This is a genomic window from Pseudomonas sp. W22_MBD1_FP4 (assembly GCF_052113765.1).
GTDB classification, from domain to species: Bacteria; Pseudomonadota; Gammaproteobacteria; order Pseudomonadales; family Pseudomonadaceae; genus Aquipseudomonas; species Aquipseudomonas sivasensis.
This window is the reverse complement of the sequence record NZ_JBGQOI010000011.1, coordinates 1-21,809: the sequence shown is the minus strand read 5'-3', so window position 1 is coordinate 21,809 and position 21,809 is coordinate 1. Positions and strand designations below refer to the sequence as shown.

The window sequence follows — 21,809 nt, the reverse complement described above, 5'->3', positions numbered from 1 at the left end:
TGCTTTAATCGCGACCAATTCTTATTTACACCGTTTCTCTCGCGCTGGATGGCTAGTGTGTCGACCTCCTTCACCCACCTCTACGGCACCCACCACGGCTGGCTGCTCGGTCTGTTGCGCAGACGCCTGAACGACCGCTGGGATGCCGCCGACCTGGCCCACGACACCTTTATCCGCTTACTCAGCCGCCCACCGACCGAGACCGATCACGCGCGCCAGCGCTCCTACCTGGCCACCATCGCCCGTGGTTTGTGCATCGACCATTGGCGACGTCGCCAACTGGAAAAAGCCTGGCTCGACAGCCTCGCCCTGCGTCCCGAAAGTACCCAGCCGTCGCCGGAACAGCGGGCAATCATCGTCGAAACCCTCTACGAAGTGGACGCCATGCTCGCCCGCCTGCCGAGCAAGGTTCGCGAAGCATTCCTGCTGGCCCAACTGCATGGCCTGCCCTACAAAGCCATTGGCGAGCAACTGGGCGTGGGCGAACGCATGGTCAAGAAATACATGGCCCAGGCCTTGCTGCATTGCGCGATCCTCGAAGCCGAGCTGGATGGGATGCTGGTGCAATGAATACCCCCGGCAAGCTCAGCCATGCCAGCCTGGAACAGGCCGCGCACTGGTACGTGCGCCTGCAGGACCAAGGCAGCGCCCAGGAGCAGCAACGCTGGCAGGCCTGGATGGCGCAGAACCCGGAGCATCTGGCGGCCTGGCAGTATGTGGAGCGCGTCAGCCAGCGTTTCGCGCCGCTGATGGACCAAGCCCCGAGCGCCAGCCGCGCCTTGCGCAGTTCGCGGCGCCAGACACTCAAAACATTACTGGTGTTGTGTGCCGGTTCAACCCTGGCGTGGGGCACTTGGCGCAACACCGCCCTGCCCCGGCTGGTGGGCGGCTGGAGCGCCGACTACGCCACCGGCAGCGGCGAGACCCGCGATGCCGTGCTGGCCGATGGCAGTCATGTATGGCTCAACGCCCTGAGCGCGCTGGATATACGCTTCGATCCCCTGCAACGCCTGTTGCACCTACGCTTTGGCGAAGTGCTGATTGATACGGCCAAGGACGCCGGCCGGCCCTTCCTGGTAGACACCGAACACGGCCGCCTGCAGGCCCTGGGCACTCACTTCAGTGTGTTGCAAGGCGAAGACCACACTGAGCTCAACGTCTTTGAGGGCCGGGTGCAAGTGCGCACCGCCAGCCAGCAGGTGCGCATCATCGACGCCGGCCAGCAAATCGCGTTCAACCGCGATGGCTTCAACCCAACCACCGCGGTATCCCCCGCGCGTGAAGCCTGGAGCCGTGGCGTGTTGCTGGCCGACAATTTGCCCCTGGGCCAATTGGTGGCCGAGCTCAACCGCTATCGCCCCGGCCACCTGGGCTGTGATCCGGCGGTGGCGCACTTGCCGGTGATGGGTTCATTCCCGCTGATGGACAGTGACCACGCCCTGCATCTGCTGCAAGCCGCGCTGCCGGTTGGGGTCGATCGGCTGATGCCATGGTGGGTCACCGTCGGCCCACGGTAAGTTTTCCCCGCCGCCAGTTCCCTTTTTCAAAACTCGTTCGGTTAACCCTGTAGACGCTTTCAATTCGCCGATCGACTTGATCCAAAGGGAAACATTCATGTCGCAACCTGCTCGCTTCGCGCTGCGCCCATTGGCGCTGGCCACTTCGCTGTTTTGCCTCGGTGTGCCGGTGGTGCATGCCGCCGAATCGCCTTCGACCCAGGAGACCACGCGCAGCTACCGCATCGCTGCTGGTTCGCTGATCAGTGTGCTGAACCGCTTTGCCGAGCAGTCGGGCATTTTCATTGCCGGCCACAACAGCCTGGCCGCCGGCAAGACCAGCCCTGGCCTGTCGGGCAACTACACCGCCGCCAGTGGCTTGCAACACGTGCTGCAAGGCAGCGGCTTGCAGGCCCTGCCCCAGGGCAACAATGGCTACGTGCTGGAACTGATCCCGGCCAGCACCGGGGCCCTGGAGCTGGGCGCTACCACCATTTCTGGCCAGGACTTGGGCGCTACCACTGAAGACACCCACTCCTACACCACAGGCTCGATGGCCTCGGCCACCGGTCTACCGTTATCAATGCGTGAAACCCCGCAATCGGTCACCGTGATCACCCGCCAGCAGATGGACGATCAGGGTTCCAATAGCATTGCCGATACCCTGCGCCGCGCCCCTGGCGTGAGCGTGCAGAACTACGACAGCGAGCGCTGGGAGTTCTCCAGCCGTGGCCTGCCGATCACCAATTTCCAGTACGACGGCGTCAACTCCACCTACGACGGCGTGTACGACTACGGCACCACCAGCACCGACATGGCGGTGTACGACCACCTGGAAATCATCAAAGGTTCGGCTGGCCTGTTAAGCGGCTCCGGCGACCCGTCCGCCACCGTCAACCTGATCCGCAAAAAGCCCACCAAGGACTTCAAGGCCTCGGTCACCCAGACGTTCGGCTCTTGGGACAACTACCGCACCGAAGGCGATATCTCCGGCTCTTTGACCGAGTCTGGCAATGTACGCGGGCGCTTTGTCGGCGTGTATCAGGACCGCCAGTCCTACCTGGACCATTACCAGAACACCAAGGACATCGCCTACGGCATCCTGGAAGCGGACCTGACGCCCGACACCCTGCTGACCTTTGGCATCGACCAGCAGAACACTCGCTCGCGCGGCGCCAGTTGGACCGGTTTCCCTATGTACTTCAGCGACGGCTCGCGCACGAATTTCTCGCGCTCGTTCAACCCGGCCGCCGACTGGAGCCGCCGTGACTTCCAAAACCAGACGCTCTTCGCCTCGGTACAGCACAAACTGGCCAATGACTGGTCGCTCAAAGTCAGTCTCGACCGCAAACGCAGCCAGCACGACACCCTGCTGGCCTCCGCCAGCGGCGGCAACCCGGACCCGGTCACCGGCGACGGCATGTACATGTTCATGGGCAAGTACAAGGGCGACCAGGTGCAGAACACCCTGGACGTCAATCTCAGTGGACCGTTCAGCCTGTTCGGCCGCGAGCATGAGTTGATCATGGGCTTCATGGCCACCCGCTCGAAACAGGACGTGCCGGTGTACGGCTCGATCTACCCCGGCGTGGGCGGCAGCATCTTCGACTGGCAAGGTGAATACGCCAAACCGAACATCTCACGCAGCGGCCAGAACGATATCGTGCAACGCCAGACGGGTGCCTACCTGGCCACTCGTCTGAAGCCCACCGATGACCTATCGGTGATTCTCGGCACCCGCGTGAGCAATTTCAGCGGCACCGACAGCACCGACTTCTACGACCCGACCCAGACCGACAACCGCACCACCTACCACCAGAGTGGCGTGGTCACGCCGTACGCCGGGATCGTCTATGACCTCAACGACACCTGGTCGGTGTACACCAGCTACACCCAAATCTACCGACCACAAACCAGCAAAGACGCTGACCGCAAATTGCTCGACCCAGTGGAAGGCCAAACCTATGAAGCCGGGCTCAAGGCCGCGTTCTACGACGGTCGCTTGAACGCCAGCTTCGCCGCGTTCCGCATCGAACAGGACAACGTGGCCGAGTATGTCTCAGGCTTCGATACCGACTCGATTTACCGCCCCATCGCCGGCGCGACCACCAAGGGCTTTGAAGCCGAACTGTCGGGCGAGGTGCTGGACGGCTGGAATATCGCCGCCGGCTACACCTACCAGCACACCCGCGATGCCGATGACGGCTACGTGTACAGCTCGGTGCTGCAGACCACCACGCCACAGCAAGTGGTGCGCCTGTTCAGTTCCTATCGCCTGCCCGGCGCACTGGAAAATGTCACCGTGGGCGGTGGCGTGAACTGGCAGAGCGCGTTCTTCGGCAACGTGTTCCAGCCCGATCCGAGCGATACCGTCAACTTCGGCCACGACTCGCGCATCACCCAGGACAGCTACTACCTGGTAGACCTGATGGCGCGCTACCGCTTCAACGAGCACCTGAGCACCACGTTGAACGTGAAGAACCTGTTCGACAAAAAGTACTACACGGGCCTCGGCAACTTCGGCACTGGTTTCTACGGCGAACCGCGCAGCCTGCAGCTGGCGACCAAGTGGGACTTCTAAGCTGACGCCATTGGCGGCGTGTGTAATGATCATCCCTCGTTCTTCCAAGGGATGGAGCCACCGCTATGTCACCGGACACTTGCGCGACACACTCGCCCCGCTTCTGGCGTGACGAGCGCTTGCCGTTCATAGAAGCGCGGACCATCGCCGACGGGCGCAAGGTCACTTACACCCGTCACGCCCATGAGCATTTTTCTATCGGCGCGATCACCACCGGACGCAGCTATTACCACTACGGCGCCGAGACCTTCCAGATCAGCGTCGGCACGGTGGTATTGATGAACCCTGGCGACGTGCATGCCTGCAACCCTATTGAGAACGAGCATTGGTCCTACCATATGCTCTACCTCGATACCCCGTGGCTCACGAACCTGCAATACCAACTGGGCTTCAGTACCGAACAGGGTTACCGGCCATTCAATACGCCCCATACCCGCGACCCGGTGTTGTTCAGCGGCCTGTTGGCGCTGTACAGCACATTGGTGGACGAACAGGCCGAACTGCTGCAAAAGCAAAGTGCACTGATCAGTTATTTCAGTGAAGTTCAGCAGCGCCTGAACCCATCGCTTACGCCAGTGCGGGAGGTGAACCACAAGCTGGAACGCGCCGCCGAATTCATCCGCGCGCACTGCACCCTTGCGTTGAAACTGGAAGATATTTGCCAGGCGGCCGAGCTGTCGCCGTCGTACCTGATCCGCGCGTTCAAGCAGTATTACGGGCTGACGCCCCATGCGTTTGTGGTCAATGAGCGTATCCAGTTTGCCCGCAGCCAACTACGCCAGGGCGAACTGATCGCCGATGTGGCCCTGGCCGCAGGCTTTGCCGACCAAGCGCATTTCCAGCGTGCATTCAAACAGCACTTCGCCGCCACGCCCGGCCAGTACCGCGACCGGCTCAAGCCATCAGCAAATAACCCACACTGGCCACCAGCAACGCGGCCATTGAGCGGTTGAACACGCGCACGCCCTGGGGGTTACTCAAGTAGCGGCGCAGGAAGGTGCCCGCATAGGCCCAGCACGCCACCGACAGGTAACAGATCACCAGATAGAGGCTTGCAAACAGCCACACCTGACCGGCGTCGCCATCGGCCACGAACAGACCCATTCCCGCCACGCAAGCCAACCAAGCCTTGGGGTTGAGCCATTGCATAATCGCGCCGTAAAGCATTGATGGCGCAGTGGCGGTGCCCTCGGCGTCCAGGCGGCCATCATCGACGGCCAGTTTCCAGGCCATGTACAGCAAAAAGGCCACGCCGCCCCATTGAATCAATTGGGTCAGGATTGGCCAGCGCACCAACACTTCATGCAGGCCCAGGCCGATCAGCACCAACAGCAGGGTGAAACCGACGGCAGCGCCGAACACGTGTTTCTGGCTGGCGGCAAAACCGAAGCGCGCGCCGGAACTCAGGGCCACGACATTGACCGGTCCCGGTGTGATAGAGGTGGCCAGGGCGAAGGCGGCCATGGAAATAATCAAGCTCATTGCGGATCCCTATTTATGGTGATGCATGAAGAGGGATCCACGGTATAAGGCCGAGCCGAAACGGTATTGAACAAAATCACCCTGGCCCCCAGTCTCGTGGCGAGGCTGCCTCAGCGCTGCGCAGGAATGCGGATATCGCCCTCCCGGCATTGGGTTTTCACACTGCGCGGGCAGCCGGCGAACGCCAGCTCCTTGGTCAGGCAGACGCGCACTTCCGACAGCACCTTGCCTCTGCAGATCACGGCCAACCCATGATTGCCGATGCGCGGGTTGCTCTCGCGAAACAACGCCTCGATCTCACGGGCAGGCAACGAAGGCGGTGTATTGAACGGTTGCAGTTGCGGCGGAATGGCGACAACGCCCAGTGCCACATCGGTCTTTTCCAGATATGCCATTGGATCCAGCCCACTGCAAGTACCGTGCTTGGCCCATTCGTGCTTGAGCAGGGAACGCGTGGGAAACAGCGCCGCGCCCTTGTCCATCTCTTCGCGAGACAAGCGTGACTGGGAATCACAGGACGCCGGCCACCCGCCCTTCGCGTATTGCGGCCACAGACCGTGAAGCACAAAACCGTAGCCTTTACCTGAACACTGTTCGTTATCCGGGTGCGTCAGGCAAAACGTCGGCGACCATGACAGCGACAACACGTAGAAATCAAACTCTCCAGGCGTGCCCTGACTTCTTGGGGCCGCCATTGCGCCTGTAGCGAGCACAAGGCACAACACCATCCAGTATCTCATCCGTCTATTCCTTGAGAAAAAACACGTATATCGCATCTAGCCGGGATGATGGGGGTTGCGCTGTAGCACCTTGTCCAGAATCCGGTCGGTTTTCAATGCCTCGATGGCCAGCGAAGGATGCTCGGCTTCACCACGGATATGCGCGTTCATGGCCAACACGTGGTGCCACTGGATATGCGCGTGGCATGGCACGTCCAGCACTTCGTTGGTCTCGCCTTCAAGGCGCAGCGGTTGGTCTTCGAAAACGGCAAACGTAATGCGACCCTTACTGCCGATCAGCTCGACGTTGTCTTCCCGTCGGTCGGCAACAAAGTTCCAGCAACCCATGCCCAGCGCGCCCGAGCTGAAGGTCCAGCAAGCTGTAACCGCGTCCTCGGCCACATAGCGACCTGCCTGGCGTGCTGTAAAACCGGACACCTCGACGATATCCCCGGCCAGGTACTGGAACAGGTCAAAGCCGTGGCTGGCCAGGTCGGCAAAATAGCCGCCACCCGCGATCAGCGGGTCGGTGCGCCAGTTGGCGGCGCTGGCGTCCTCGGCAGCCGGTGGTTTGCACAGGGTCCAGGTAAGCTGACGCAGCTCGCCGATGCGCCCATCCCGCAGCCAATCGCGAACTTGCTGAAAGCGCGGCAGCGAACGGCGGTAGTAGGAGACAAACAAATGCAGCCCGGCACGCTCGAAGGTACGTTGCATCAATGCGCTTTGCTCGGCATTCAGCGCCATGGGTTTCTCGACGCAGCAATGCTTGCCGGCCGCGGCCACCATCAGGCTGTATTCCAAGTGGCTGTCGGGCGGTGTGGCGATGTAGACCGCGTCCACCTCAGGGTCGTTGATCAGCGCCTGGGCGTCGGTATAGGAACGGGCAATGCCATGGCGTGTTGCATAATCGCGCACGGCGGCCTCGCGACGCCCCATCACGGCCACCAGGGCCGAACCTGGCGCTTTGTAGAAAGCGGGCCCACTCTTCAATTCAGTGACACTGCCACAGCCGATCATGCCCCAACGTACGGTGCTCATCTGTTTTCCTCGTGCGTTTTGTTCAGTCGGGCAGTATCCACATACCCATCCCTGCGCGCCATAACCACTTAGCATGACAATTGCATTACACTTTTATGACATTCATGCCGCTGCGGGACACAGACGATGAAAATCAGGGCAACGGTCATATGCGAACACGAGGGGCATATCCTCTTCGTGCGCAAGGCCAGATCAAAATGGGCGTTGCCGGGTGGCAAGGTCGAGCGCGACGAACGCCCGGTGGGCGCCGCCGAACGCGAGCTGGAAGAAGAAACCGGATTGAACGTGGACGGCCTGCTCTATCTGCAGGAACTCAAAGCCCGCGACACGCTGCATCATGTGTTCGAAGCGTCAGTGGTGAACATCGCGGACGCGCGACCCTGTAACGAGATTGTCGACTGCCAGTGGCACGCTTATGGCGCGCTCGACCAGTTGGACACCACCGACGCCACCAAACACATCGTCAAATCCTTTCTACGCCGCCTGTAAATCGGCGCTCTGGTCGCTGACCAACAACTCTCGTATTACCAAGCCATTTGCTCTCTGCCGTTCGACAAAGGATTTGACGAACGCGGCAGCGGCTGCCTGCACCAACGGTACTGTCAGTGTTCAAAAATCCAGCGTCTATTTGTAGCGAAAACGCCGAAACACCCGCGCCAAAAAGCCTCCTTCACGACCTCTCGTCTGCTGCCTCGGCTTACGCTTGACTCCAAGCGACGATCAAAAGAGGCTCTTGGCTATTCGCCATCATCCCCGAGCACTCCCATGAGCATCGATCACCCAAGCCAGCCCGACAGTGACGTGTACCGAACGCTGTTGGAGTCGACCAAAGCCATCCCCTGGCGTATCGATTGGCAAACCATGACGTTCAGCTACATCGGCCCGCAGATCGAAACATTGCTGGGCTGGACCCCGCAGAGCTGGGTCAGCGTGGACGACTGGGTCGAGCGCATGCACCCGGATGACCGTGAATACGTGGTGAATTTCTGTGTGTCGCAGTCCCGCGCCGGCGTGGACCATGAGGCGGATTACCGGGCACTGACGGTCAACGGCGACTACGTGTGGATTCGTGACGTGGTGCACGTGGTGCGCAAGGACGGCGAGGTCGAAGCCCTGATCGGCTTTATGTTCGATATCAGCGAACGCAAGAAAACCGAAGAGCACTTGGTACGCCTGCAAAAGCAACTTGAGGAATATTCCTACCAGGACGGCCTGACCGGCATCGCCAACCGACGCATGTTCGACACCGTGCTTGAGCGCGAATGGGCCAGCGCCCAGCGCAGCCAGTTGCCGCTGTCGTTGATCATCCTGGATATCGATTTTTTCAAGCAGTACAACGATCACTACGGCCATATCAAGGGCGACGAATGCTTGCGCCAGGTCGCACGTACCCTGTCGCTGGCAGCCAACCGGCCACGGGATTTCATCGCGCGGATCGGCGGTGAAGAGTTTGTATGGCTACTACCGGAAACCGACGCGGCGTCGGCCAAACAGGTAGCACGACGTTGCCTGCACCTGATCTGCCAGCAGCAGATCGAGCATGGTTTTTCGGCGGTGTCGAACCTGCTGACCATGAGCCTGGGCGTCGGTACACGTATCGTCACACCAGATAGTCCGATGCTGGAATTTGTCGAGGGTGTCGACAAATTGCTCTACCAGGCCAAACGCAATGGACGGATGCGCGCGGAGTTTGCCGAGGGTGAAGTTTGACGCGGAGGTCAAATCGCGGGCAAAAAAAATCCCAAGTAGCTGATGGAAACTTGGGATTTAAAAATGCATAAACCGTGGGAGGTGAACGCCCGGCTATAGTAACGACTGTAAAAACGTGTAACAAGACTATTTCAATCCTTTCGTCGGATTGGAAGTGTTGTAAGTCCTTCAATAACCACATGTTTTTTAGGGTAGTGACGGATACAAGTGCCACTTTTTGGTGCAACTACCGGGTATATTTCCACTTATAAAAAAGGGTTATTAATAAAAATAACGACGCATCCTTCGATGGGTCCACGCGTGATTACACCCTGTTTTTTTCGTAGCGCACGTCGTCACACTCAACCTGCCCTACTTTCGACCAGCCCAGGCGTTGGTAAAAACCGTTTGCACGAATGTGGTCACGCCCGTCGGTGATCAGAAACAGTGTGGTGTGGTGTTCAAACAACACGGCTTCGGCAACAGCCATCAGTTTCCGACCGAGGCCGAGACGCTCGTGAGTCGGCAGTACGAACATCGCAAACACTTCGCCTTCGGCTAGGTCGACCATCGCAAAGGCTGCAGGTTGACCGTCTACCTCAGCGATCCATGCACAGGGCGCGTCACGAATGCTCTCGGCCAGAACTTGGGGCGTAATGCCCAGGTCGGCCATCTGCGCAACGCTCAAATGGTTTTGCACCACAGACGTACGGATGGCGAAGAGCGTGGCGACATCGTCCTGCGTCGCTACCCGGATAGTGGTTTGCATACTGGCGCCCTGTCCTTGGATAAAGGCGCAATTGTAGACAAATGAGAGGCCAGGGGTTGGGATGGTTTTGTAAGCCGAGTGCTGGTAGCCGAGGCCTATTTACGCGCCACTTTGTAGCGTACGCAATCCTGGTAGAAGCTTTGGCGGATCGCCTCCGGCTTGAGGCGTGAACGGCTGTCGTAGGTCTGTTCGGTGATGCCCATGGCCATCATGCGCATCCAGGATTTGTTGAACTTGAGGGTCTGGATCTTCTGCCGAGCGGCGTACAACGACACCCCCGACAGCTTGAGTTCCTGTGCCCTGGCAGCGGTGCCAGCGCCCCAACTGCACATGTACTTGTCACCCGCGCGCAGCTCCCGTGCCTGCACGACAGCCGCGCCCCCTGCCAGGGAGCAGGCGATCAGCATGATTCCAACATTGCGCATTTGCATCCCCGCCTAACCACCTGAAAATAAAAGCGATTCTGGCGAGAATTTTGTTACAAAGGGGCCATTAAATTGCCTTATCGAGTGAACGGGTTGTTGGCGAGCACGCTCGCCTCACAGCGTTCACCCATTACAACGTTGCAGGCAGTCACCACTGATAAGTCGCACTCGCCTGCACCGTGCGCTGCGAGCCATACCAGCACCACGAGTAGGAATAGCACGACGCGACATACTCTTTATTCGCCAGGTTGGTAGCGTTCAGCGCCAGGCGCAGGTTGTCCTTGAGGTTGACGATGTTCTTGATGTCGTAGTGCACCGCCGCATCGAACAAGGTGTAGCCCGGTACTTTCAGGGTGTTAGCCGTATCGCCCCACGAAGAGCCGACATAACGCGCACCGGCACCGGCACCAAAACCCTTGAGGTTGCCGTCATGGAAGGTGTAGTCCGCCCACGCCGAGGCGGTGTGACGCGGAACCGCGTAAGTGGTGGTGCCCTCTGCGTTGATGGCCGGGCCTACGCCGATGTCGCTGATGGGTGAATAGCGCACGGTATTGTTGGACTTGCTGATGCGGTTATCCAGGTACGCGTACGCCGCAGTGATGTCCAAGTTGTCATTGAGGCTGGCCTTGCCTTCCAACTCAAAACCACGGGATTGCACTTCGCCGTCCTGGCTCTGGCAACGACCGGTACCGCACAGGTGCGTAGGGTCCGGATCGGTCGTCAGTACGTTGCTCTGGCGCAGGTCAAAGATCGCCGCCGTGATAAAGCTGTTACTGCCCGGCGGCTGGTATTTGATGCCGATTTCATACTGTTTACCTTCGGTCGGCTTGAACACCGAGCCGCCATACCCGGTGCCCGACTGCGGGTTGAAGGATTCCGAATAGCTGGCATACGGCGCCAAGCCATTATCGAAGAGATAGACCAGGCCGACACGACCGGTGAAGGCCTTGCTGTCCAGCGAGGATTGACTCTTGACGCCCGTGCGAAGGGTTTTGGTGCTGCTCTCGGTGCTGGCCCAGTCATAACGACCACCCAGCAGCAACACCCACTTATCCCACTTCATCTGCTCTTGCAGGTAGACGCCGGTCTGTTCGCTGCGCGACGTGCCGTCGGTGGTATACGCCGGTACCGCAACGGCTGCGCCGTAGACCGGGTTGAAAATATCCAGGGTTGGCCCGGCAGTGTAGGTGCCTGAGCCGGACAGGGTGTCGGTGCTGGTGTTCTGATAATCGAGCCCCATCAGCAAGGTGTGCTGCAACGGGCCCGTGTCGAATTTGGCCTGGACCTGGTTGTCGAGGGTATAAGCGTCCATGTCCACATCAGTGGCGATAGTCGAACGGCGGATAGTCCGATAATCCGTCAGCAGGTAGTTGCTGTAGAGGCTACGGTATTGGCCTTCACTGCGCAGGTAACGCGCGTTTTGGCGTACGGTCCACACGTCATCGAAGTGATGTTCGAAGGCGTAGCCGATGGAGTAATACTCGCGGTCGCTCTTCTCAAAGTTCTTTTCACCGTCGTAGAAATCCACATCAATGCTGCGCCCGGTTGGACTGTGCAATACCGAGCCCCAGGCGGGCACTGATCCGTAGGACGCGCCCTTGGGGTCCTTTTGAAAATGCCCGAGCAGCGTCAGCGACGTGGCATCGTCCGGGCGCCAGGTGAACGCGGTCGACAGCGACTGGCGGCGGGTCTCGGTGTGTTCGACCTGACCATCGGCATCGTCGAAAAGTCCGGCAACACGGTACGAGTACACGCCCTGATCGTCTATCGGCCCGCTCAAATCGAAGGTGGTGCGCTTCTTGTTGAAGGTGCCGTATTCGACGCCCACTTCATGAAACGGCGTGTCCAGCGGGCGCTTGGTGACCATGTTGATCACCCCGCTCGGTGTGCCTTGACCGTAGAGCACCGACGCCGGACCACGCAGCACTTCAACACGTTCCAGGTCGAAGGCGTCTTTTTGCGGCAAGGCATCACGACTCGATGGCATCCGCAGGCCATCAAGGTAGGTGGCCGGAGCGAACCCGCGGATGGTCAATTGGTCCAGACGCGAGGCGGTAGCGCCACGGGTTTCCGGGACCACGGCGGCGCTGTAGCGCAGGATCTGGTTGAGGCTCTCGGCGTTCTGCGCACGCATCTGGTCTCTGGTCACGATGGAGATCGACTGCGGGGTTTCAATCAGCGCGGTGTCGGTCTTGGTTCCCGACAGGCTGCGCGTGGCCACATAGCCGGACACCGGCCCAGTGGGGCTTTCAGCCTGGTAGGCAGCGCTGATGGTGGTGGGCTGCAACTCCATGGCGCCGCCGTTATCCGGGATAGCTTCCAGGCGGTAGCGGTCGGCGGAAATCTTCAAGGCTTGCAGGCCGTTGCCGGCCAGCAGTTGGTTCAGGGCCACATCGGTGTCGTATTGCCCGCTCAAGCCATTGCTACGTTTGCCCCGAGTCAAGCTTGCATCAAAGGCCAACACCAGCCCCGCCTGCTCGGCCAGGCTATTGAGGGCCTGGCTCAAGTCACCGGCCGGGATCTGGAAGCTACGCACAGCGCGGCTGCTTTCTTCGGCAAAGGCGGATTGGACATTCAGCAACGGCACTGCGGCAAAAGCCATCGCCACTGACAGAGCCAGTGGATGCACGGGACGAGCGAGGCGCGACATGGGAAATCCTGCGTAATAGAGGTTCTATTAACCATGACGGCCATGTCCGCAAATCGGGCAGGAATGAGATCGTTTTTTATTTGAGAAAGTTTTCCCCGTGTACTGATGCAATCAGTTGGACCGCTTTTTTGTGTAGCCCTCTGCCAGGACATGGGTGGGCTCCCACGAATTCCTCTGGTTCAAAACTGGTACTTCATCCAGTCATGATCCAGGGATCTGAAAAAAGCGATCCGTCCATCACCCCCACGCCACCACCAACAACCCTACCCCCAACGCCAGGCACAAAGGCGAATAAAACCACGTGTCCATACTCGCAAACCGCGACCCACTGACTTTCTTGAAAAACCCGACCAACTCCGAGTCCCCAATCGCCCTGGCAAACATCACCAAGGCAATCGCGCTGATCCCCCACTGCAATGCCCCATGGGACACTGGCGAGAAATAAAGCCCAGCCCGAAGACACACGAGCAGCGCAATCGCCACCAGCCCCATCGCCACCAGAAAAGTGCCCAATGCCGACGGTTTAAACGCCGGGCGTGGCCCGCTGGCGAATTCGCCGGGGAGTTGGGGGATGGCGGCGAGGCTGCCGAGTTTGCCTCCCGCCGCCCAGTACAGGTGGACCATGCTGATGCAGGTAAAAATGCCGACAATCCACCGCGCGATGACAAAGCTCATGGCTGGCTCTCCTTAAAGGTGCGAAACAGGATAGTCGCCCAGAGATTTTTTGCAGGCATTTCGTCGGCAGCTGATGCTAAAGTGCCGCCCCATGAAATTCGCCCGTGCCGACCGCTCGCTCATTGCCTGGATGCTGTATTGCTGCGTCCTGTTCAATGTGTTCGTCTGCAGTATTGGTCATGGGCAGATGGTGGGGATGCAGCTCAATGGCATCGGCGGTCAGTTCTGTACCGTGGACCCGCGTACCCAGGCGCCCCAGCCGTCCAACTCCACCGATGAGAACCTGCCCACGCTGTCCAAGGCGTTTGGTTGTCCGCTGTGCTCCTCCGGCGGGATGGGACCGGCGCTCAGTTCCAGCCTGAATGTGGCGGTGTTGCCGCAACCCCATGCGCCACCGCCGGCCATTGTGCTGGCCGCCGACATCCCTGCTCGCTTCACCTGGCCCGCGGCTAACCCGCGCGCGCCCCCTGCCTTCGCCTGATCCCTTCGCTTTCCGATCTGCACCGGCCACCGTTTTTCCAAGGAGATACGGACGGCTGTGCATTGCTTTCAAGCCAAGTTTTTCAGGATTCAACCATGAAACATTTACCCCTGTTGGCGGGCCTGTTCGGCTGCCTGCCTGTCTGCGCCTGGGCCATTGAGCTGGCCCCGACCACCATTGATGGAGAATCAACTGCCGAGCCTGGCCTGTCCCTGGATCAGTCCAGCGGCGTGGCTTCGCGCTTGGGATTGAGCGTGCGGGAAACCCCGGCGTCGGTGGCCATAGCCAATCGCAACGATATCGAGCGTCATGGCGCCAAGACCTTCCGCGATGCAGCCAACACCCTGCCCGGCGTCAACGCCAGCGCACCGCCGGGTTTCGGTGGGTTTGTGTCTTATCGTGGATTTACCAGCAGCCAGATCACCCAAATGTTCAATGGGATCAACGTCGCCACCGGCCTGGCGCGTCCCGTGGATGCGTGGATCTATGACCGGGTGGAACTGGTCGGCGGCCCCTCCTCCTTGATCAACGGCGCTGGCTCCGTGGGCGGCTCACTGAACTACGTCACCAAGTTGGCGACCCGTGAGGACCAAGCCGCCGAAGGCCAACTGACCTATGGCAGCTACGACACGGCGGGCATGGCTTTTGGCGTGAACCAAGCGTTGACCGAACCGGGTGCCGAGGTGCAGCACTATGCGCGCCTGGATGTCAGCCGCAATACCAATCACAGCTACATCGACCGCGCTCAGCGCGATGCCTGGAGCCTGGCGTTTTCCCTGCTCAGTGACCTCACTCCCGACCTGTCACACACCCTGGCCCTGGAGTATCAGGATGAACACGAAGACAGCCCGTATTGGGGTACACCGGTGCTCAACCCCAAGGCCGGCGAGCTGAAGATCGACACACACAACCGCTTCAACAACTACAACGTGGCAGACGGTCGTTATGAACAGCGCACGCTGTGGGCACGCTCGATTATCGACTACCGGATCAACGACAGCACCACGCTGAAAAACACCCTCTACCACCTCGACAGCCAGCGCGACTACCGCAACCTGGAGACCTACCAGTACACCACCAACAACAGCGCGGTGAACCGGTCCACAGCCTACCAAGTGCGCCATCAAGGCGAACAGAACGGCAACCAGTTCGAGCTGCGCCATGACGACAGCCTGTTCGGCCTGTCGACCACTTGGTCCGGCGGCTTTGAGTACAAGGTCAACAGCACCACCAGCACGCCCTGGAATATGCCGGGTAACAGCACGGTGGATCCAAACGACTTCAATCCCGGGCACTTCTACGACATCCCGCGAACCCAGGAAAAGTTCGGTAAGGACAAGACTAATGAAGTCACCACCAAAGCACTGTTCGTGGAAAACCGACTGGGCCTAACCGATAAACTCTCGCTGCTCAGCGGCCTGCGTTACGACGCCATCGACCTGGATGTGACCAACCACCGCGTTGTCACGGCTACTAACCCACGGCACTTCAAGCGCCGTTGGGAGCCGGTGACAGGCCGCGTGGGCCTGACGTACCAGTTCATCCCCTCAGCCAATGTCTACGTGCAATACAGCACCGCCGCCGAGCAGCCCACTACCACCACTCAGGTGTTCGACGTCTCGACCGGCAAGCAGTGGGAAGTGGGCAGCAAGTTTGACTACTTGGACGGGCGTGGCTCGGCGACCGTGGCCGCCTACAGGATTGAGCGCAAGGATTTTGCCGTCACCGACCCACAGGACCCGACCACCAGCATCCCGGTCGGCGCGCAGTCGTCCAAGGGCATCGAGCTGGCGACTTCGCTGCGCATCACACCAAAGCTTCTGGCAGAGGGCAACTTCGCCTGGGTGGATGCGGAGTACGACGAGTTCAACGAGAAAATCGCCAGCGGCGCAGTGGTTTCGCGTAAAGGCAGTACGCCGACCAACGTGCCCAAGCGCGTGGGGAATGTGTGGATGACTTATGATTTCGCCGAGGACTGGCAAGGCGGCGTGGATGCGCGGTATGTCGCCGAGGTGTACGCAGATAATGCCAACACGATGACCGTCCCTGCCTACACCCTGTTCGGGACGTTCCTGCGCTACAACGTAGATGCGCACACGTCGGTGACTGGGCGGGTGCGCAACTTGACCAATGAGGTGTATGCCGAGTTTGCGCATGTATCGCCGGCTTACTACCTCGGTTCGCCGAGGACCTTTGAAGTGGCGGTGCAAACCAAGTTCTAAACAGCAACGTGTTCACAATGTGGGAGGTGCGGTGCGACGATTCGGCTTGCTCCCTCCCACATTACGGATCATTTCAGGCTGGCTTCAACTTTCCCCGCTACATCCTCCGTCAACCAAGCCTTCCACACTTCAGGGTGTTCTTTCATAAACGCCTGAGCCACGTCACGTGGCGGTGTGTGGTTCTCGCTCATGGTAGCCAAGGCTTTGTTCAGCGGCTGAATCGGAAACTCGACCTTCTCGAAAAACGCCGCAATCTGCGGGTGTTCCTTCTGAAACGGGGTAGACACACCGATGCTCAACTTGGACGCCAAAGACCGCGTAGGCTTCGGATCAGGATTATCCGCATCCGTCAGCGTTTTCCAGGCCTCGGCATCGAACGGTGGTTCTTCCAGCTGGATCAACTTATAGCGGCCCATCAAGGGCGTCGGCGACCAGTAGTAGAACAGCACCGGCTTGCCACGGCGGATCGACGAGGCAATTTCGGCATCCAGTGCCGCCCCCGAACCACTGCGAAAGTTCACATAACTGTCGTCAAGGCCATAGGCCTTGAGCTTCTGCTTGTTGACCACTTCCGAGGTCCAGCCGATGGGGCTGTTAAGGAAGCGTCCTTTGCCTGGGGATTCCGGGTCTTTGAACACGTCCTTATAACGAGCCAGGTCTTTTACGCTTTTAAGGTCCGGTGCCAGAGGCTTGATGCCTTTGGCGGGATCGCCCTTGACCACGTATTCCGGCACCCACCAACCCTCGGTGGCACCTTTGACCGTATCGCCCAGGCCGACAACCTTGCCTTCGGCCTCGGCCTTGACCCACACCGGGCTGCGCCCTGCCCACTCTTCGCCGATGACCTGAATGTCGTTCTTGGCCAGGGCGGTTTCCAGCGTAATAGTGGTACCGGGCAAGGTGTCGGTGGGCAGGTCGTAACCCTTCTCGACAATCACCCGCAGTATTTCGGTGATCAGGCTGCCGCTTTCCCAGTTCAGGTCGGCAAAGTGTACCGGCGCCTGCGCGGCCGAGACAGACAGACTCAGAGCCGTAAACGACGCAGCCAACAGCGTTCTCAATCCTTTCATGCCCTTGCACCTCGCGATATCGCAGCAAACAGCGGACGGCTTTGCTGCTATGCGCGAAGCCTCTGAATAGTTAAGTCAACTCAACTGTAGTAGAGGTTCCGGGAGATAGGAGATGTTCGCAGTATTTGTTGGCTATTCGCTGGCCTTGAACGTTACCAGCTCACCCTTGCGCCATTTGGCGGCCTTGCCGGTCACGGCTTTGAGGGTTTTGGTCAGGCCTTCCTGCAGTTGTTCATTGGCCGCAAACACCAGCATCACGCTATGGCCTTCCTTGAAGACGATGCCGTGACCTTCGGCCGTCGACACAAAGGCATAGTCGCCCAGGCCATACACCGTCAACTTGATGTCGCGGAACTTGAGTTCGAACTTGCCACCTTCGCGACTGGGCAATACCGCGGCACGAAAATGGTCGCCCACCTTGAGTTCCAAGCGCGGCTTGTCATCTACGACCATCGCCGCTTCCGTGTCTATTTCGGCGATGTAGATGCCTTCCGGCGTCTGCTCAGTGATGTAAACGAAACGGGATTGAAACTGTTTGACCAACTTTGCGCGCAAATCACCCAGCACGAACAACGCGTGCATATCCAGATTACTGACTGCCAAGGAAACGCCCCCACATCGAAAAGAGCGCTGTCCGCCAGAGCGGGCAGCACAAAAAAACGGCCATCTCGGCTCGATCACACAACACAATCATAGAAAAAACTGAAGAAGATCTCGCGGCTGCGCTCCAGGAGACTAGTGCAGACGCACACGATGGGCCTCATGCAAGGTCATCGCGAATCGCAGGAGATCACAGGTTCAATAACCAGAGAATACTGGTCGACCCGCTTCAGAAAATAACACTATTAAAAACGCAGTTTCCGACAGCGTATACAAACAAAAAACGCCTCGGCGTGGAACCAGACGCCAACTGCCGACGACAATACTAAAACAGCAACACAGGTTAAAACCACCTGTAACGCTGCTGCTGGGTCAACAAAGATCGATCGACAGGAGCTGACCATGCAACGACGCCAATACAACGCTATGCCTTCCAGCACTCGTTCATCATGGCAGGACGAACATCCATACTACTGCTTGCACAGTCCCAACGGGTACCCTCAATCAGTTCTTTACCAAGTAGTACCCGCCGGAAGAAACTTCTTTCATATCCGCGAAGTGACCAGCGGCAGGATCAAAGGCTTTCGCAGCGACCACATCGAGGCCTGTGAACTGGCCAAGCGGCTGGAGGCCTCCCTGCTCGGGGGGATCGTTTCGTCACCCGGATGACTTTACTGCGCCGCCACCCCTCAACAACTGCCATACTGGCCTGTCCATTGAAATTGGCCCCGTTCGGGTCAGGTTTCATCAGTGCAGTTGGTTACCTCGAAGGGAAGGCTATACGTGACGGAATTTGATATTGGCGAATTTTTCATCCACGGCGACGCAAGGGAAGTAGACGGTGAGTTTCAAGCAGTGATCGTGATGCGCGCCAAGCCACCGTTGACCACTGTCACCACGCATCAGGTGGAAAAGGACCGTTGGTACAAGACGCTGGATTCCGCCGCCATCGCTGGAAAAGAATCCGCCCAGGCGCTTAAGACTGCGGTGGATTCAGGCGCGCTGACCTCCTGACAATCCGATCGAACTCTACCGCGCCACAAGCCTCCCATGCATAACCATCTAGAAACCTGCAGGGAGACCGATATGGACGCGCCAATACCTACACTCGAAACGTTATTCGAACAACTGGGCCTGGACTCGTCGCCGCAAGCCATCGACGCCTTCATTGTCGCGCACCCGCTGAGTGACGACGTGAAGTTGATCGACGCACCGTTCTGGACGCCGCAACAGGCTCAGTTTCTGAAGGAAGAACTGCGTGAAGACGCTGACTGGGCCATCCCCGTAGATGAGCTCAACCAGCGCCTGCATCAACCGCAGTAACCCACTCGACGCAGGCGGCCTGCGGCTCGCAGGCGCTTGCCCTACCTGTAACTGTGCCTAACGCACAGCCTTCGCCGCCTCCGGCTTATAGCCCAGACGCAAGCCACCCCAATGCCGCCCACGGACCATGATAGGTACCGACAAATCGTGCATCAACTCGCCGGTATCGCGGGTGTAGGTCTGCAACAACACCGCTTGTTGATGGCTGCCGCAACGAATCCCGGTGCGGTCGTCGAACTTGCGCTTGGTGCGATTCTGCACCGCGTCTACTTGGGTATCACCGGTCAGCGCCTGGGAAAACGCGTTGTTGTGGGTCGGCACATAGCCTTGGGGCGTGCAGGCAATCGCAAACACTAACCCTTCGTGACGTGGCAGCAGCGCTTCCTGAATCGCCGGCAACACCTGGTCGGTATAACCGTCGAACCGCGTGTGGTACTTGCTCGGGCTGGTTTTGGGGATCAGCGTGTAGCTGCGGTCGAACAGGTAGTCCAGGCTGATGCGGTTTTGCTGCACATCCGCCTCGAACTGCTCGGCAATGCGGCCAGCCCCCTCCCGCGCCAGGTCGTAGACACGCTGGTGATAGTCATCGAGCCCGACCTCGGCGAGGCGCTCGCTGATGGTTTCCGCCTGCCCTTCCATTTGCACAGCGGCGTCGGCCAATTGGCGGGTTTGCTGGTCGCTTATATCCAGGTCGCTGCGCATCTGTTCAACGGCGTGGAACAAACTGTCGAGCTGGGCGCGGTTGGTGTCGGCGCCCTGGGCGATCTCATTGACCTGCCCTTCCACATCCGCCGCCAGGCTGGCGATGCTGTGCAGTTGTTCGCCAGCCTGCTCCACCTGCTCGACACCGGTGTGCAAGTCCGCCGACAACTGGCGAATCTGCTCCACCACCTGAGCCGTGCGCTGCTGGATATCCGCCACCATCAACCCAACTTCATCGGTGGCGGTGGCCGTGCGACCGGCCAGGCCACGCACTTCGTCCGCCACCACGGCAAACCCGCGCCCATGCTCGCCCGCCCGCGCCGCTTCAATGGCGGCGTTAAGCGCCAGCAGGTTGGTCTGGCTGGCGATGGACTGGATCACCAGGGTGACGCGCTGGATTTCTTCGCTGCGCTGGCTCAAGGCCTCGATCAACTCGCGGCTGGCATTGGCACGTTGGCTGAGCTGGTGCATGCGGATGATCGACTGGGCCAGAACTTCACGACCTTCGGTGCTGCGCTGATGGGCTTGGCTGGCAGCATCCAAAGCCTCACGGCTCAGTTGGGAAGTGACTTTTTCGGTGCCGATCATCACTTCGGCACTGCTGACAATCTGCTTGGCGGCGCTCAATTGCGATTGCACGCGCGCAGCCAGCTGCTTGACCGAATAGGCCACTCCGGCGGCGGACAGTGCGTTATGGCTGGTGGTATAGGACAGGTCGCGGGTCAGCTCGCCTATCGCATCGATGGCGGCAGACTGCTCGATCACAGGCTTGGGACTTTTCAGGCGGGGCAACCAGATGACCAGCAAGGCCAGTGGCAGGCAGAGGTACAGCGGCAGGCTGGCATAAGCAAGGCCCAGCAGTACCAGCACCAGGGCAGTGCTCTGCAAGAGCGGCATCAACCAGCCGGGCAACCCGCGCACCACCGCTTGGGGTGGCACTGCTGCGCCCATCAGAGTTCCGTCTCCAGCCATCTTCATTACCCCACTGCTTGTCGTTATTGTGTCTGCATTTAACGCCACTATCGGGCCATTATCCATGGGCCTTTAGTGGGGTGGGCTGCAGCAGATCAATAGACGGGCGTAACGGGGGTCTTTCTCTGGGGAACCGCGCGGGCGGCCCCCAGCTTCACCGCATCAGGCTTGGCGCTGATGCTTGTCGATCTGCTCGTGGCGCTCTTGCGCTTCGATGCAGTACTTGGTGGTCGGGCTGATCAACAGGCGCTTGAGGCCGATAGGCTCACCGCTGTCATCGCACCAGCCAAAGGAATCTTCCTTGATGCGTTCCAGTGCACGCTCAAGCTGCGGCAGCATGCGCTGGTCGCGGTCGATGGCGTTTACCAGCCAGGTGCGCTCTTCTTCAACGGAAGCGGCGTCGGCCGGGTCAGCCGGAGTGTCCAGGCTTTCAATGGCGATACGGTTCTGTTCAATGCGCTCGTGGTGCTCCACTTTCATGTCTTGCAGCAATTGCTCAAAAAAAGCGTGCTGTTCGGCATTCATGTAGTCATCCGCCGGCATGGCCAGCAACTTTTCCTTTGTCATTGATTTCTCTATAAAAAATACGTGCATTAAGGCGAATAAGGGAGCGTTCCGGCCGACCTCTGCAGGTCTCGGAAGGGCGCCATCCATTCCAAGCGCCACCCGGCACTCAATTTACGAGGGGCGGCAGTCTAAGGCCGACTTGAGGGCGCAGCAACTGAAAAGACAGGCATTTTTACCGATACAACCCCAAAAGGCACCAGGACGGGCTTGGCGAATGGTTATCGGAGTGCGTTTATAGCAAGAAATTCAGTGTTGTGGAGCTATATAGAAGACAAACGGTTGAAACAGACTGTTGATGATTAAATGTGGGAGGTGCGGTGCGACGATTCGACTTGCCCTCAGTCGAAT

The 21,809-nt window shown here is 59.3% G+C and carries 22 protein-coding genes; 11 read left to right on the top strand and 11 right to left on the bottom strand.

The genetic code is table 11. The features are described from left to right. Positions 1–48 precede the first annotated feature (48 nt). The 4 genes from ACEN2T_RS15560 to ACEN2T_RS15545 all read left to right on the top strand — a co-directional run bounded on the left by ACEN2T_RS15560 (position 49) and on the right by ACEN2T_RS15545 (position 5,030). Positions 49–570 (top strand): sigma-70 family RNA polymerase sigma factor, encoded by a 522-nt coding sequence (locus ACEN2T_RS15560; protein WP_122754354.1) that lies wholly within the window; start codon positions 49–51, stop codon positions 568–570. Beyond that, a complete protein-coding gene (locus ACEN2T_RS15555) occupies positions 567–1,517 on the top strand; it encodes a FecR domain-containing protein (protein ID WP_442116957.1) in 951 nt (316 codons plus the stop codon). The genes ACEN2T_RS15560 and ACEN2T_RS15555 overlap by 4 nt, the downstream gene beginning before the upstream one ends. Positions 1,518–1,614: 97 nt before the next feature. Continuing rightward, positions 1,615–4,077 carry a TonB-dependent siderophore receptor gene (locus tag ACEN2T_RS15550; protein WP_442116956.1) on the top strand — a complete coding sequence of 821 codons (2,463 nt, stop codon included), beginning with the start codon at positions 1,615–1,617 and terminating at the stop codon, positions 4,075–4,077. Between the two features lie 65 nt (positions 4,078–4,142). Then, entirely contained in the window at positions 4,143–5,030 is an 888-nt protein-coding gene (locus ACEN2T_RS15545) for an AraC family transcriptional regulator (protein ID WP_095185938.1), read from the top strand. Here the strand turns inward: ACEN2T_RS15545 and ACEN2T_RS15540 are convergent. The 3 genes from ACEN2T_RS15540 to ACEN2T_RS15530 form a co-directional block, all read right to left on the bottom strand. Continuing rightward, entirely contained in the window at positions 4,972–5,559 is a 588-nt protein-coding gene (locus tag ACEN2T_RS15540) for a LysE family translocator (protein ID WP_032885806.1), read from the bottom strand. The two genes, ACEN2T_RS15545 and ACEN2T_RS15540, sit on opposite strands and share 59 nt — an antisense overlap. A gap of 110 nt (positions 5,560–5,669) precedes the next feature. After that, positions 5,670–6,299: a ribonuclease T2 family protein gene (locus tag ACEN2T_RS15535; RefSeq protein ID WP_442116955.1), complete on the bottom strand. Its 630-nt coding sequence runs from the start codon at positions 6,297–6,299 to the stop codon at positions 5,670–5,672. Positions 6,300–6,335: 36 nt separating this feature from the next. Next, the gene (locus tag ACEN2T_RS15530; protein ID WP_122755931.1) at positions 6,336–7,316 is read right to left on the bottom strand and encodes a Gfo/Idh/MocA family protein; all 981 of its coding nucleotides are present in this window, start codon (positions 7,314–7,316) and stop codon (positions 6,336–6,338) included. Between the two features lie 126 nt (positions 7,317–7,442). Between ACEN2T_RS15530 and ACEN2T_RS15525 the strand changes: the two genes are divergently transcribed. Both ACEN2T_RS15525 and ACEN2T_RS15520 read left to right on the top strand, forming a co-directional pair. Beyond that, the gene (locus ACEN2T_RS15525; protein ID WP_032885802.1) at positions 7,443–7,805 is read left to right on the top strand and encodes an NUDIX hydrolase; all 363 of its coding nucleotides are present in this window, start codon (positions 7,443–7,445) and stop codon (positions 7,803–7,805) included. A gap of 276 nt (positions 7,806–8,081) precedes the next feature. After that, positions 8,082–9,026, top strand: a complete 945-nt coding sequence (locus tag ACEN2T_RS15520; protein WP_095185941.1) for a sensor domain-containing diguanylate cyclase — start codon at positions 8,082–8,084, stop codon at positions 9,024–9,026. A 304-nt stretch (positions 9,027–9,330) separates the two neighbouring features. On the opposite strand, the gene ACEN2T_RS15515 is transcribed toward ACEN2T_RS15520, so the two are convergent. The 4 genes from ACEN2T_RS15515 to ACEN2T_RS15500 all read right to left on the bottom strand — a co-directional run bounded on the left by ACEN2T_RS15515 (position 9,331) and on the right by ACEN2T_RS15500 (position 13,524). After that, positions 9,331–9,774, bottom strand: coding sequence for a GNAT family N-acetyltransferase (locus tag ACEN2T_RS15515; protein ID WP_032885800.1), 444 nt, complete (start codon positions 9,772–9,774; stop codon positions 9,331–9,333). A 95-nt stretch (positions 9,775–9,869) separates the two neighbouring features. Then, positions 9,870–10,199 (bottom strand): hypothetical protein, encoded by a 330-nt coding sequence (locus ACEN2T_RS15510; protein WP_442116954.1) that lies wholly within the window; start codon positions 10,197–10,199, stop codon positions 9,870–9,872. A gap of 148 nt (positions 10,200–10,347) precedes the next feature. Next, entirely contained in the window at positions 10,348–12,849 is a 2,502-nt protein-coding gene (locus tag ACEN2T_RS15505; RefSeq protein ID WP_442116953.1) for a TonB-dependent siderophore receptor, read from the bottom strand. Between the two features lie 237 nt (positions 12,850–13,086). Next, complete coding sequence (locus ACEN2T_RS15500) at positions 13,087–13,524, bottom strand: DUF3995 domain-containing protein (protein ID WP_032885797.1); 438 nt, start codon at positions 13,522–13,524, stop codon at positions 13,087–13,089. A 91-nt stretch (positions 13,525–13,615) separates the two neighbouring features. Here ACEN2T_RS15500 and ACEN2T_RS15495 point away from each other — a divergent pair, with 91 nt between their 5' ends. Together ACEN2T_RS15495 and ACEN2T_RS15490 are read left to right on the top strand one after the other, a co-directional pair. Next, the gene (locus tag ACEN2T_RS15495) at positions 13,616–14,005 is read left to right on the top strand and encodes a DUF2946 domain-containing protein (protein WP_095185943.1); all 390 of its coding nucleotides are present in this window, start codon (positions 13,616–13,618) and stop codon (positions 14,003–14,005) included. Between the two features lie 95 nt (positions 14,006–14,100). Further along, on the top strand, positions 14,101–16,227 hold the full coding sequence (locus tag ACEN2T_RS15490) for a TonB-dependent receptor (protein ID WP_442116952.1): 2,127 nt from the start codon (positions 14,101–14,103) through the stop codon (positions 16,225–16,227). Positions 16,228–16,295: 68 nt separating this feature from the next. On the opposite strand, the gene ACEN2T_RS15485 is transcribed toward ACEN2T_RS15490, so the two are convergent. Beyond that, complete coding sequence (locus tag ACEN2T_RS15485; protein WP_032885793.1) at positions 16,296–17,297, bottom strand: ABC transporter substrate-binding protein; 1,002 nt, start codon at positions 17,295–17,297, stop codon at positions 16,296–16,298. Between the two features lie 132 nt (positions 17,298–17,429). Further along, complete coding sequence (locus ACEN2T_RS15480; RefSeq protein WP_032885792.1) at positions 17,430–17,879, bottom strand: hypothetical protein; 450 nt, start codon at positions 17,877–17,879, stop codon at positions 17,430–17,432. Between the two features lie 420 nt (positions 17,880–18,299). Between ACEN2T_RS15480 and ACEN2T_RS15475 the strand changes: the two genes are divergently transcribed. The 3 genes from ACEN2T_RS15475 (at position 18,300) to ACEN2T_RS15465 (ending at position 19,220) form a co-directional block, all read left to right on the top strand. Further along, positions 18,300–18,566: a hypothetical protein gene (locus tag ACEN2T_RS15475; protein ID WP_163033237.1), complete on the top strand. Its 267-nt coding sequence runs from the start codon at positions 18,300–18,302 to the stop codon at positions 18,564–18,566. A gap of 114 nt (positions 18,567–18,680) precedes the next feature. Next, positions 18,681–18,911, top strand: coding sequence for a hypothetical protein (locus ACEN2T_RS15470; protein ID WP_442116951.1), 231 nt, complete (start codon positions 18,681–18,683; stop codon positions 18,909–18,911). Between the two features lie 72 nt (positions 18,912–18,983). Continuing rightward, the gene (locus ACEN2T_RS15465) at positions 18,984–19,220 is read left to right on the top strand and encodes a DUF2789 domain-containing protein (RefSeq protein ID WP_032885790.1); all 237 of its coding nucleotides are present in this window, start codon (positions 18,984–18,986) and stop codon (positions 19,218–19,220) included. A 57-nt stretch (positions 19,221–19,277) separates the two neighbouring features. On the opposite strand, the gene ACEN2T_RS15460 is transcribed toward ACEN2T_RS15465, so the two are convergent. Both ACEN2T_RS15460 and ACEN2T_RS15455 read right to left on the bottom strand, forming a co-directional pair. After that, on the bottom strand, positions 19,278–20,510 hold the full coding sequence (locus ACEN2T_RS15460; protein ID WP_442117001.1) for a methyl-accepting chemotaxis protein: 1,233 nt from the start codon (positions 20,508–20,510) through the stop codon (positions 19,278–19,280). 546 nt (positions 20,511–21,056) lie between these two features. Continuing rightward, positions 21,057–21,461 carry a TraR/DksA family transcriptional regulator gene (locus ACEN2T_RS15455; protein ID WP_010564800.1) on the bottom strand — a complete coding sequence of 135 codons (405 nt, stop codon included), beginning with the start codon at positions 21,459–21,461 and terminating at the stop codon, positions 21,057–21,059. Positions 21,462–21,809 lie beyond the last annotated feature (348 nt).